The organism is Faecalibacterium sp. IP-1-18 (genome assembly GCF_023347355.1).
Lineage (GTDB): Bacteria > Bacillota > Clostridia > Oscillospirales > Ruminococcaceae > Faecalibacterium > Faecalibacterium prausnitzii.
The window spans coordinates 915,720-927,747 of the sequence record NZ_CP094472.1 but is presented as its reverse complement, the minus strand read 5'-3'; the positions used below and the strand labels follow the sequence as shown (position 1 = coordinate 927,747).

The following is a 12,028-nucleotide window of genomic DNA, read 5'->3' as shown; positions in this document are numbered from 1 at the left end:
GCTTCGGTTTGTCAAGGGTTCGCTGCGCCAGCTAAGTTGTTCTTGGATTTCGCTCAGGCTCTGGAGAAAATCAAGCAGCCGTAAGATACGCTTTTCCAGACTTTTGCAAGGCATAGATCAGCCGCACGAGTTTCTTCATGGCATGGGACAGGGCAACATTGTAGTGTTTTCCTTCAGAACGTTTCTTGGCAAGGTATTCAGCAAAGACGGGATTCCAGTGGCAGACGTACTTGGTTGCGTTGTAGAGAGCGTATCGCAGATAGCGAGAACCGCGTTTTTCCATGTGAGCATAGCAGTTTGTGAGTTTGCCTGACTGGTATGTAGACGGAGAGCAGCCAGCGTAAGCAAGGACTTTGTCAGGAGAATCAAAGTTGGAGAAATCGCCGATTTCAGCAAGAATCATGGCAGCGGAATGAACACCCATTCCGGGAATAGAAAGAATCGGTGGATGCAATTCATCCATGATTTGCTGAATCGAATCTTCAATTTCATCAATCTCGGAGGTGAGTTCCTTAATGAGTTTAATGGTGTGCTTCAATTCTAGAGATTTGGCAGACATGACAGAACCAATGGAAGTTCTGGCGGCCTCTCGAATCTGGATGGCCTTTTCTTTTTCGTAGCGTCCCTTGGACGCTGTTGCAAGAAGATTTGTCAGCTTGGTGAGATGAATTTCTGAAATCTGTTTTGCACCGGGATATTCACTGAGGAGCGCATAAACCGAAGCAATATGGAGAGAGGTAACGAGCTTCTCCAGTTCTGGAAACAGAATCGTGACCAGTCTGGACACTGACTGCTTCAGCTTGGCTCTTTCACGAACCTTATCGAATCGGTATCTTGTTAGTGACTTTAACTCTTCGTTGTGGTATGCTGTATCCGTGTAGGACTTGAGGTCTACATCGGACAATAGCATAGTTGCAATCGTTCTTGCATCCACACGATCGGTTTTAGTTTTGCGAAGGCTGAGACTTTTTCGGTACAGGTTGGTGTGCAAAGGATTCATGACATAGACGGCCAGGTCCTTGTCAAGAAGAAATCCAAGAATGTTGTAGCTGTAATGTCCGGTAGCCTCAAGTCCTACTTTTATTTTGTCTGACTTTTGGGTACAGTTTCGAATCGTTTGAAGCAGTTGCTTAAATCCATCCATGTTGTTGGGGATGGTAAAGCAGTCAGCACGAACCATTCCGTCTGAATCAAGAATACAGCAGTCATGCTTATCCTTGGCAACATCAATTCCAACACAAACCATTTTGATACCTCCGGCATATTTATTTCGATGCTGTTCAGGACCACAGACTTCTTTGCTCTTGTAACCTCGTTCTAAATAAACCGTCTGGCGGTATCTAACTGATTAACATTTCAACAAAGAGGCTGTGGTTGGAGCCTCCAATAAACCGTCTTTACGGTAGGTGAAAATTACCAATCCACAGCATCCTAAACATTGTAGCATACCGCTGGAGAGCGGTCTATAAATACTACTCTTTTATAATACGAGGAAGAAATGAGCGAAAAACTCGATAAACTACGCGCTTCTCTGGAAAAGGAAAGGGAGCGTCGCATTAAGATCAACACTCGCATTGAAAGCCTTGAGCGGCGGATTCAGGAAGCAGAAGCTGCCGAGGTCAACGAGATGGTGCGCACCGCCAAGGTCACGCCGGAACAGCTTGCCGCCCTGCTGCGCCAGTCTGCAACTTCCACCCCGACCCCGGCTGCGCTGTCCGCGGTCGGTGCTACCTTTAATAAGGAGGACGATTCCAATGAAGATGATGAATAAGGTTTGTGCGCTGGTGCTGTCGGTGGCACTGTGCGCTGGCATGGCGGCCCCTGCTTTTGCCTATGGCGGTGAGCCTGTGGAGGAAGTGGAACAGCCCGTCCTGACTTCTACCACCGATGAAGAAGATGTGGTCACCGTGACCGATGAGGAAACCGGTGCTCTGACCCCGGAGGGCAATCTGACGATGGTGGACGATTACCACACCAGTTATTCGGATGGCTCTGGCCAGCAGTTCATCACGCTGGTGTCGAAGTCTGGCAACACATTCTATCTGGTCATCGACCGCAACGACAAGGGGGAAAACACCGTTCATTTCATGAATCTTGTGGACGAAGCCGACCTTCTTTCCCTGATGGAAGATGAAGATGCCGATGCCTACACCGCTGAAAAAGAAGCGGCGGCGCAGGCAGAACAGGAGCGCAAACAGGCCGAGGAGGATGCGAAAAAGGCTGCGGAAGAAGCGGCGGCATCCGGTTCTGAACAGACTGGTGGCAACAAAGTTACGAAGTATGCTGCTACGTTCTTAGGCGTACTGGCACTGGTCGGTTTGGTTGCTGGCGGTGGCATTTACACCTTTATGAAGCAGAAAAAGCAGGCAGAAAAAGAAGCCCTTGACCCCGATGCAAACTACACTGAGGACAAGGGCGACTTTGAAATCCCTGTGGAGGATGAGCCGGAGGAGACCGGCGAGGAGGATAACGCAGAAGAATAATTCTATTGGCGGCGTTTGCCGCCTTACATATTGCAATCCAAAACAGATTGGAGGGATTCTTATCGTAAAATTGATTGTGGCAGAAAAACCGTCGGTTGCCATGTCCTACGCCAAAGTCCTCGGTGCCACCAGCCGTCAGGACGGCTACCTTGAGGGTAACGGCTATCTGGTAAGCTGGTGCGTGGGGCACTTGGTGGAACTGGCACCGCCCAACATCTACGATGCCAAGTACGTCAAGTGGAGCATTGCAGACTTGCCCATCCTGCCGCAAAAGTGGCAGTATTTGGTGTCTGCGTCCACCAAAAAGCAGTTTGATATCCTGCAAAAACTGATGCACCGCCCGGATGTGGAGAGCGTGATCTGCGCTACGGATGCAGGGTAGTGCGGTTAGGTGACTCAAGAGAAAGAAAAAAGAGACCTCATCTCGTCAAAAATCAAATTTCAAAATCATTAAAGGAGCTATTCAAATGAAACGAAATCAGAATTTCGACCATAATCACTCTCAAAAACTGCTTTCCTTCCGCTACAACATAGACACCAACCGAGTGGAAGCCCGGTTCACGGATGGCTCTGCCGTCGCCAACAGGATGCCCAACTGCCTCAGAACATCCTCAACCCGCTACTTTACAGTGGGGTTGACACGGAGGATTGAGTGTCATCGTTTTTTCATGGCTACCGCCGAAAATCATTGTAACGTATTTTGTGTTACAAATTGGTCAAGCGAATGATTATGATTAAAATTCTCTTACTCGCACAATAAGTCATTTGATAAACTGGTTAAAATGCCAAATAATTTCAAATCATAGTCCAACACACAACAAATGTGGTATAATAACAATATATTTAATGCTTTAACTGTGTTTGCAAAAAGGAAAAGAAGATAAGTATGGAGATTACATGGTTGAAAAATGAAGATAATGCCATTCAATACGTCTATGCCTCTGCTGTTCCCCAAAAAATACCATTAGACATTTTTAAAGAAATTGTTCAGAGCAGTAAAGAAAACTGTCTACCTGAATTTTATGTGATATCTGAACAGGGAAAGTATATCGGATATATTTTATTATTGGCCGATAAAAAAGAAGACATCCCTAAACCTTTTACATTTCTTGCATGTCATAATGGCGATACTCTGCCAAAAGAAACTCACAAAAAAATATTGGAATTTATCGGCAAACGGTGTCGTGTAAACAACTGGAATAAACTCGCTTGGTTGGCCGAACAAGAAATCCAGCAATTGTGATATCATCGTTTTTTAAGCTATCTCTCTATAAAAACTCCTTAAAGACATAAAGGCAAACTTGAATAAATAAATTTATCTAAAAGCCCCACCTACAATAGATATTCCAAATCGAAGAATCTACTGCAGGTGGGGCTTGTTCTATGTGATAAGCTATTTTGTAAAAATCAAATACGTAGATTATATGGCAGAATCATTTGGTGACACTGAAAGCTAATGTTGCGCCATCAACGACACTATACATATCGCCGTTAGCCGCAGTAGCAATTCCAGTAAACTCAACCTCCCATTTTCCTTTAGAGAGTCCATATTTTACATCTTCCGTACCGATTGTGCCGTATGCAGAAATGGCATGATCAAAGGTTCCAAAGGGTGTACCAAGTTTATTGAAATGCAGGTTACCTTCAAAGGAAACAATTACTGCACCCGGAACGGTAATCGTCCATTGGATATACCCTTCAGACAGATAATCAAGTGTACATGAACCAGCATCGCCCCAGAAGGTTTCGCGAGAAATTGGGACAAGTTTGAATGTTGCAGAGTTTACAGTTGTTCCTTTATCAATTTCGATACTAGATTTTTTGGAAGAAAGTGCTACAACGCCTGGTTCAACTGCAACAGCAGCAGGCATCAAAACTGTGTTGAAAACAACCAACGCAGCACTCGTTCCAGCCATTTTAAGGAATTCATTTCGGGTCATCTTTTTCATGTCGATTTGCTCCTTATATTTTATTGACTGTTACAAGTCACCCAGCTACAATTTGGATTCTTTTTCGCTTAATTCTGCACTGGAATCACCTCTTACAAAATTTTAGTATATTGGCATCATCGTGATCAAAAGCAATATCACTAACAGCCACCTCATCACACTATAAAGCCGCAAATTTTCAACTCAGGTGTATGCTCATCGGCAAATAAATGTGAACCATACGAATGCCGCTGTTAAACAACCTGCCAAAACCACTAAAATACAACTTGCCAACTTTGGCTCAATAGCAACTTTTTGATTTTCGCACAGCGCAAATTTCTGAAGTTCCTGAAATGTTGTTTGATTGACATTGCCGTGTATTGCTTTCCATGCAACGAAATGATTTGTAATCAGAAGATAATCTGAAACGATTCCTACAAAAACAATGGCAAAAAATGCTGCGGAAAAGAACCACATTCCATCGCATTGATTCACCGTCAGGATATCCTGAAGGCTTGCTGGCTTCAATGCCCATAAAGCCACAACATATAGCAATACTTCGCAGAAATCTCTTTGGAGTGGCCCTTTTTGCTTAAAGAATCCCATTACATGTTCTCCCTGTTCTTTGAAGTCACTATCAGCCACCAATGGCCTGATAATAATCCGTTTTAGACCGAATCAAAGAGCCATTTGACTTATATTCCTTGACAGTTTGATGATAGCAATGTGTATAGTAGCTATTGTCATAGGAAAATAGGACTTCATACGTAATAGAAGATATTGTCACTTTATAGCAGTCCGAGGACATACTCTGAAGCATCTGATCGAAAATAAACGATGCTGTAGAAGAAATAACTGCTGCTGGTGTGCTTCCCCATGCAGTTGCTAAAATACTGGCTACATCAGATGCTTTTTTGCATTTACGCAAATCACTAGCATAAACCGTATCGGTTGCACTTGTGCCAACATAGCGGTGCTTGAACTGCGACCCTGTCACCTCGCTTCCAGTGAGTGCAGGAATTTGTGCCAGCTGTCCGTTTTTGTAATTTTGCTGATCTTGATAAATTTCATAGAACAAGCTATAGTCACTTCTTGCAGTTGATGTTGTTGATTCACCAGATGCACCTACAACAACAATGTCCATCACATCATTAGGATGCACCGTACGCGTAATTCGTGTGATACCTCCATCACGAATTGTAAGCTGTTCAACAACATCTTTTCCATTCATCGAGTACGAAACAGAATAATTTGATCCTGTCAAAAGAGATTCGCTATTGCCATGATTTGTTGAATCTGCAAAGGCAATGGGCATAATGGAAGCAACACAAAGCAGCACCGCTAACACGCAGGAAATATAACGCAAATATGTTTTTGTTTTCATTTTGTTTTTTCCTTTCATGCATTCCTATAGAACAACGGACTCTCATCTGTGCATCGGAAACACCTCCGAAGTACATTGATTATCGATGCTCTCACTTTTTCAAGAGATATTTTCCAAATGCAAGGACGCCTAGAATATAGAAAAGCTGACGAACAATCAACATAATGAATGAAAGCAGCTCCAACATAATCGAACAGTTCCTTTTAGAAAATTATCAAGAAATATATCCCGTAAGAGTATCGCTATCTTACCTTTCATATGAATTTCAGTCATGCTCAAGCGATTCCGGGACATCCGGCTGATATGCCGTAAAGCCACAGGTGCTGTTCACGCTCAAGACTGCGAGAGCCATTGCCATAATGCAAGTGACCTTGCTCAAGAGCAACATAATCTTTTTCATTTCTGTTACCTCCGTTTGATATTTTTTAGAGCATTCATCTTCTGAAAACACATGAACGCCCTCGTACCTTAGGATATCTTCGCTTGTTTCTGAAAAAACGGAATGATTGCAAAAATCACTAAAACCCATTTTGAAATGTAGTATACCGTTATACTGCGGGTGTCCGGAAGCACATTGAAAATGGCAAACAGGAAATCTATTGACGAAAGAACAGATGCGACCATCTTATAGCTTAACCGCTTCTTTTTGCCTAAAGGCTTATTCGTTGCTTCTATCGGAGAGAAAAAGATAGCGATGCCCATAAGAGCTGCTGTTGTCAGGATACGAAAAAGGTGATTGGCTGCAATTACTTTACTCAGCAAAATGCAGATAAGTGCCAGTCCGGTAAATGCCAGATAGCATCTGGTGTGCGACGTTGCATGATATCCACCAATGTAGATTCTCTGCGGGATAAACCCAATCAAAAATGAAAGTGAGTATCGAACATCACCACACACGGCAGAGACGAGGATGACAAGCAAAACACTTACAACAGACGATATGAGCAACTCGTACCCATAGACATACGCATCCGCTTTTGATTCGTCTACCACTTTTTGTTCGCAGAAAAGACGGACTAATTTCTGAGACAGCGTGCGTTCCCACATTGCAGTTGCGCCACCTTATCTTCTGATTTTTGCTTCACTGTATCATAAATTTCAACAAAATCAAGAGGTTTGGCAAAACTGGTCGTTCTGGTGACAAAAGTGGTAAGTCAGGCTACTTGTAAGGAGCCTTTGCACAGTCTATAATAGTATCAGAACATTATTTTGTGGAGGTTGTCGAAATGCTGAAGTACCACGTTGCAGTTTGCGATGATGAGAAGTCAGACCTTGATGGCATTGTTCAAAGCGTCCAGCGGTACGATGCGCAGGGCTGCTTGGACATTGAAACTTACATGGATGGGGATGAACTTCTGAGCGAATTGCAGATGCAGAAGAAGTCCTTTGATTTGTTGCTGCTCGACATTGAGATGCCATCCAACGGTTTTCAGTTGGCACAATCTCTGATTCAAATGGAGAAGCATCCCCTGGTGGTATTTGTCACGAAGCGGCACGAGTACGCTGTGCAGGGATATGGTATTGCATTCCGTTATCTTGTTAAGCCCTTGGATCAGACGCTGTTCGCTGCAGCAATGGATGCCGTCCTTCAGGAACTGAACTCCAAACATTTCACGATTGAATACGATGGTATCACCATGTCCTTGGAAACATCAGATATTTACTTTCTGGAAAGCCACGGGCATAAAGTTCTGATCCACTGCAAGGAGCAAAACCTTACATTGCGAATGAGCATTCCTGAAGCCTTGGAGCAGCTTCCCAAACGATGCTTCGTGTCGCCACACAAAAGTTATCTCGTCAATATGGAACACATTGTTTACGCTACTGGAACCGCTGTTTTTCTCTCCAGTGGACATCAGCTGCCGATCAGCAGGAGGAAGCGTCAGGAGTTCAACCAGAACTTCAACGCTTATTTGGGAAGATGATACTTTATTATTTCGTTGAGTTTGCAGGGAGCTTTGCCAACATCGCCCTGTTACTGCTTTTTATCGGTCGGCTGTTTCCTAAAAAGGAGCTCGTTTCAAAATGGTTCTATGTGTATGTTGTGCTTATGATCGTTGGCCAGTGTACACTGAGCTTATTCCCGGACTGGGTGACGCAGCGCACGATCTATCTTTTAGTTGGCGGATTTCTCCTCGCACTGCTGTTCTACGAAGTGCGGCCATGGCAAGCGGTTTTCGCAAGCGGAGCTTTCTTTACACTGGCTGCTTTGGTGGAAGTGTTTGCAATGCTTCTGATCGGATTGCGCATCCCGGATACCGACATTCTGATGCAAGCTGGGGAAGCACGGTTGACTTATGTCGTTTTTTCAAACCTGATTCAAATTCCACTCGTAGTCTTGATCTCACATTTTTTCAGTCGAAAAGGAAATGCTCTGCGCATCCTATGGCTGTTGCCAATCATTGTAATCCAAATCTCAAGTATTGCTGTCTGTTATGTAGCACAGTATCATGCTGCGGATGAGTATTTCCCAGATTATATGGTCGGTCTTATGGCTGTGCTTCTCCTTATAAACATCCTGATCGTGTTCTATGTGGAAGCTCTCCGGGAAAATGAACTGGAAAAATTCAAAGTCAAGTTCAACGAGCAGCAGTACAACCTTCAAATGGAATACTACCAGCAGCTCAAAGAACGCCAGGAAGAAGTCTGTTCCCTGCGGCATGATGTGAAGAAATATATTCTGGCGATGCAGGCAGTTGCAGAGCACGGCGATACCGAAGAACTTCATAAGATCGCACAGGCTGCCACGGATGTTTTCGAGCGTTCCACAAATATTTCTGCGGTCGGAAATCCTGTTGTTGATGCTCTTTTGAATTATTACTTACGAATTGCGGAAAGGAACTACATCAAAGTCAAACTGGATGTGACGATTCCTGAAGTCCTGACGATCTCATCGTTGTCTTTGAGCATCATTATAGGAAACACATTTGACAACGCCATTGAAGCCTGTTGCGACTTGCCAGCGGAACAGAGAATCATTCATCTACAACTGCGCAAGCAGTATCGCAGTCTCTTTTATCGGCTTGAGAATCCATACAGCGATACCGTCCGCAGCATCCGCATCGGAGAGTATCACGGTTACGGACTAAAGAACATAAATCGTATCGTTCAGGAGAATCATGGTGACTTCTATACGAAAAAGAAAGACGGTGTGTTTACCGTCCAAGTCCGCCTGAACTGCGAAAATTAAATATGTTTCTCAGCCAAACAATCCGTATAAATCAATACCGATTGTTTGGCTTTTTATCAGTAAAGGAGCGTGATGCCATGACCCAACCGAAAACCGACCTTGCCTATCTCCGCAGCGAAAAAGCCAAAGCAGAGCAGAAGCTGCGCTACTACAAGTACCGCGAGAAAATTCTGGAGCATCAGATACCGGAGCTGACCCGCAAAGCCCGTGTGCATCGACTGTGTACCCGTGCCGGGATGCTGGAAAGTTTTCTGATCGCGCCGGAAGAACTCACCAACGATCAGGTGATAGAGCTGCTGAAGATCTCATTCCGCCAACCGGAAGTCGTACTGGCTCTTGCAAAGATGGTGCATGACGTTCACGAAAAGCAGAACGTTCCGAACCCCCTATGAAATAGGGCGCAATTATACACCGTTCCGGTGAAATTGCGGTCTTGCAGACGGCTCGATGAAATCGAAGCTGGCGTTTGTGCGCCAGCCCGATTCCATCCCAAGGAAAACTGCATTTTCCTTGCGCTGCTTTGCAGCTATCCTTTTGCGGCTCCCGCCTGAGATCGAAGCGCATGGCACTCCGTTCTAAGGCGGCGAGCAAAACCGAATACAATTCCAGACCGTTCACCAAGAGCAATCTTGCTGGGCGGTCTTTTTGTTTGGGGGTGATGCCTATTCCGTGTCCGCATTTCAAAATTACCATCGTCAAGCGCAGCCAAGGGCAGTCCGCTGTTGCCGGGGCCGCTTACCAAAGCGGCGAACGGCTGTTCAGCGAGTACGACCAGAGAACAAAATTCTACAACAAGAAGAAAGAGCTTGTCCACGCTGAGATCATGCTGCCATCCTATGCGCCGCCCGGATATGCAGACCGGGCGACCCTCTGGAACGCCGTAGAAGCTGTGGAGAACCAGTGGAACTCCCAGCTTGCCCGGCGCATCGTGCTGGCGTTCCCGGTGGAGGTGCCGAAGGAGCAGTATTTGTCCATGATAAAAGAGTTTTGTCAGGAGCAGTTTGTTTCCAAAGGGATGATTGCCGACTTTGCCATCCACGACAAGGGAGATGGAAACCCACACGCTCACATTCTGCTGACGCTCCGGGCAATAGATGAACACGGCAAGTGGCTCCCGAAAGCCAGAAAGGTGTACGACCTTGACGAGAACGGTGAGCGCATCCGGCTCGCTTCCGGCAACTGGAAGTGCCACAAGGAAAACACGGTGGACTGGAACGACCAGAAGTATGCCGAGGTCTGGCGGCATGGCTGGGAGACCATTACCAACCGCTATTTGGAAGCGGCTGGCCGCCCGGAACGTGTTGACCTGCGCTCCTTTGAGCGACAGGGCATCCAGCAGATACCGACCGTGCATCTCGGTCCCGCCGCACACCAGATGGAAAAGCGTGGAGTGGAAACTTTTCTCGGCAACCTGAACCGGGATATTCGCGCCGCCAATAGCCTGATGCAGTCCATCCGCAGTGCGATTCGTGGGCTGCAACGCTGGATCGCAGACCTGAATGAAAAGAAGCAGATTCTTTTGGATGCACTGGAACAAGCCAAGGAGCCAATGCTGTCCGACCTGCTGGTGGATTACTTCAACCTCCGCAACGAGCAGCGCAGCGATTGGTCTGGCAAGGCAAAACTGAAATGCACTGTCCGAGACTTTGAGGAAGTCAAACGGGCGGTGGACTATCTGAAAGCCCATTCTCTGAACACCATCGAGGATCTGGATACCGCAATTTCTAACCTGAACCAGACCGCCGCCCCTCTCCGTAGGCAGTTGAAGCAGAACGAAAACCGTATGCGGGCAATCGCCCAGATCAAGGATGCTGCCGCCGCCCATGCCAAGCTGAAGCCCATCCACGACACCTTTATCAAGAAGAACTTCAAGTTGACCAAGGACGCTTATGCCGCCCAGCACAAAGAGGAGCTGGACACCTTTAATAAAGCTGTCCGCACTCTGATGAAACTGAACGGCAGCACAGCGGTAGATTTTTCGGCATTGGATGCCGAATTTTCTGCGCTGCAATCCGGCAGCGCAGAACTGCGTACCAAACTGGAAACCTTGCAGCCGGATGTCTCTGCCCTGAAAAATATCCGCAAGTATATCGACATGGTGCTGAATAAGCAGCAGCTTTCCACACCGGGCGGCAAGCCCCCGGAGAAGGAATCGGTGCTGAAACAGCTGGAGCAGCTTCAGCAGAAAAAGTCCAACTACAAAACGATTTCTACCACCCCAAACCGCGAAGAATCGCTCTAAACGATCTTTCTGTCACCGATATGCCGTTGCAATCAGTGGCAGAAGTACATAATTCATTTGTTTTTTGCTGGCTTTTGGCTATTCTCGCTGGCTAGTGAGTAGAGGCGTACTTTTAAGGCAGAAATTTTCTCCAACACCCCCCATTTTAGGCCACTTTTTCTGTTAATAGTAGAAGCGCCTCTTTGAAAGCCGGTCATTTGTGACCTTTTTGTTAATTCTCAAAAAGATGGTTGTCTTTGGGCTGTTTTCGTTGCCTACCTATTGAGAGGATTTTTTCAAAAGCGGAGATTTGGTCTCAAGAATTACAATTCAATTACAAGTTTCTCACCAATGCTACGAAACAGGCGTTCTCGATGCCTACCAAGTGTAGGGCATCTTTTTCAAGACCATTCTCGGACTATTATGACGTTTTGTTTACAAAATTGCTTGCAATGCTACGAAATGGCCTTTTTCATCGGCTACCAAGTAGAAGGATGTTTTTCGTCCGTCAAAGTCCAGAAATCTTCCATATGTTCCTTGACAAGTGAATAGTTCAATCGTCCGGTACTTCACAAAAGGTACTTCTGTAACTCGCAGCCCAGTCATAACGAAGACGGGGTGGCTGAAATGCCAATGGTGCGGTGCAAGCCCGCCGCCGGACGATTCCCCACTCCTAGGGAAGTCGAGGACCAATATGGGAGACCTTAACTTATTAACGCAGTTGAGCACTTGTTTCGTGCTTTTCTGCGACTGGAGAATTGGAACCCTCCAATTCTCGTTACATACTCTTTGTTCCTGATTTCTGCTTCAGCTGGAGGTGAT

At 45.8% G+C, this 12,028-nt stretch carries 14 protein-coding genes and 1 pseudogene; 9 read left to right on the top strand and 6 right to left on the bottom strand.

The genetic code is table 11. The features are described from left to right. Positions 1 to 70: 70 nt before the first annotated feature. Positions 71 to 1,246: an IS110 family transposase gene (locus tag MTP43_RS04465; protein ID WP_113620654.1), complete on the bottom strand. Its 1,176-nt coding sequence runs from the start codon at positions 1,244 to 1,246 to the stop codon at positions 71 to 73. A 252-nt stretch (positions 1,247 to 1,498) separates the two neighbouring features. Here MTP43_RS04465 and MTP43_RS04460 point away from each other — a divergent pair, with 252 nt between their 5' ends. The 5 genes and pseudogenes from MTP43_RS04460 to MTP43_RS04440 all read left to right on the top strand — a co-directional run bounded on the left by MTP43_RS04460 (position 1,499) and on the right by MTP43_RS04440 (position 3,726). Then, complete coding sequence (locus MTP43_RS04460; protein WP_097800090.1) at positions 1,499 to 1,771, top strand: DUF4315 family protein; 273 nt, start codon at positions 1,499 to 1,501, stop codon at positions 1,769 to 1,771. Further along, on the top strand, positions 1,755 to 2,483 hold the full coding sequence (locus MTP43_RS04455; protein WP_117527463.1) for a DUF4366 domain-containing protein: 729 nt from the start codon (positions 1,755 to 1,757) through the stop codon (positions 2,481 to 2,483). Before MTP43_RS04460 ends, MTP43_RS04455 begins: the two co-directional genes overlap by 17 nt. 61 nt (positions 2,484 to 2,544) lie before the next feature. After that, positions 2,545 to 2,862 (top strand): annotated as a pseudogene (locus MTP43_RS04450) (toprim domain-containing protein); the annotation flags it as partial. An 88-nt stretch (positions 2,863 to 2,950) separates the two neighbouring features. Further along, positions 2,951 to 3,211 carry a DUF6061 family protein gene (locus MTP43_RS04445; RefSeq protein ID WP_081028504.1) on the top strand — a complete coding sequence of 87 codons (261 nt, stop codon included), beginning with the start codon at positions 2,951 to 2,953 and terminating at the stop codon, positions 3,209 to 3,211. Between the two features lie 158 nt (positions 3,212 to 3,369). After that, positions 3,370 to 3,726 carry a hypothetical protein gene (locus MTP43_RS04440; protein ID WP_055187024.1) on the top strand — a complete coding sequence of 119 codons (357 nt, stop codon included), beginning with the start codon at positions 3,370 to 3,372 and terminating at the stop codon, positions 3,724 to 3,726. Between the two features lie 190 nt (positions 3,727 to 3,916). On the opposite strand, the gene MTP43_RS04435 is transcribed toward MTP43_RS04440, so the two are convergent. From MTP43_RS04435 to MTP43_RS04415, 5 genes are all read right to left on the bottom strand, one after another. Beyond that, a complete protein-coding gene (locus MTP43_RS04435; protein WP_055187025.1) occupies positions 3,917 to 4,432 on the bottom strand; it encodes a hypothetical protein in 516 nt (171 codons plus the stop codon). Positions 4,433 to 4,627: 195 nt separating this feature from the next. Then, positions 4,628 to 5,017 (bottom strand): hypothetical protein, encoded by a 390-nt coding sequence (locus MTP43_RS04430; protein WP_055187026.1) that lies wholly within the window; start codon positions 5,015 to 5,017, stop codon positions 4,628 to 4,630. 31 nt (positions 5,018 to 5,048) lie between these two features. Further along, on the bottom strand, positions 5,049 to 5,795 hold the full coding sequence (locus MTP43_RS04425) for a hypothetical protein (protein WP_133300985.1): 747 nt from the start codon (positions 5,793 to 5,795) through the stop codon (positions 5,049 to 5,051). 265 nt (positions 5,796 to 6,060) lie between these two features. Continuing rightward, entirely contained in the window at positions 6,061 to 6,195 is a 135-nt protein-coding gene (locus MTP43_RS04420; protein WP_165852945.1) for a cyclic lactone autoinducer peptide, read from the bottom strand. 68 nt (positions 6,196 to 6,263) lie between these two features. Then, the gene (locus tag MTP43_RS04415) at positions 6,264 to 6,842 is read right to left on the bottom strand and encodes an accessory gene regulator B family protein (protein ID WP_097783063.1); all 579 of its coding nucleotides are present in this window, start codon (positions 6,840 to 6,842) and stop codon (positions 6,264 to 6,266) included. Positions 6,843 to 7,021: 179 nt separating this feature from the next. Here MTP43_RS04415 and MTP43_RS04410 point away from each other — a divergent pair, with 179 nt between their 5' ends. The 4 genes from MTP43_RS04410 to mobQ all read left to right on the top strand — a co-directional run bounded on the left by MTP43_RS04410 (position 7,022) and on the right by mobQ (position 11,227). After that, a complete protein-coding gene (locus MTP43_RS04410; RefSeq protein ID WP_249235109.1) occupies positions 7,022 to 7,720 on the top strand; it encodes a LytR/AlgR family response regulator transcription factor in 699 nt (232 codons plus the stop codon). Next, a complete protein-coding gene (locus tag MTP43_RS04405) occupies positions 7,717 to 8,985 on the top strand; it encodes a sensor histidine kinase (protein WP_249235108.1) in 1,269 nt (422 codons plus the stop codon). Before MTP43_RS04410 ends, MTP43_RS04405 begins: the two co-directional genes overlap by 4 nt. Positions 8,986 to 9,062: 77 nt before the next feature. Next, positions 9,063 to 9,377 carry a DUF3847 domain-containing protein gene (locus MTP43_RS04400; protein WP_249235107.1) on the top strand — a complete coding sequence of 105 codons (315 nt, stop codon included), beginning with the start codon at positions 9,063 to 9,065 and terminating at the stop codon, positions 9,375 to 9,377. Between the two features lie 272 nt (positions 9,378 to 9,649). Then, positions 9,650 to 11,227 carry a MobQ family relaxase gene (gene mobQ / locus MTP43_RS04395; RefSeq protein ID WP_044954172.1) on the top strand — a complete coding sequence of 526 codons (1,578 nt, stop codon included), beginning with the start codon at positions 9,650 to 9,652 and terminating at the stop codon, positions 11,225 to 11,227. Positions 11,228 to 12,028: the final 801 nt, after the last annotated feature.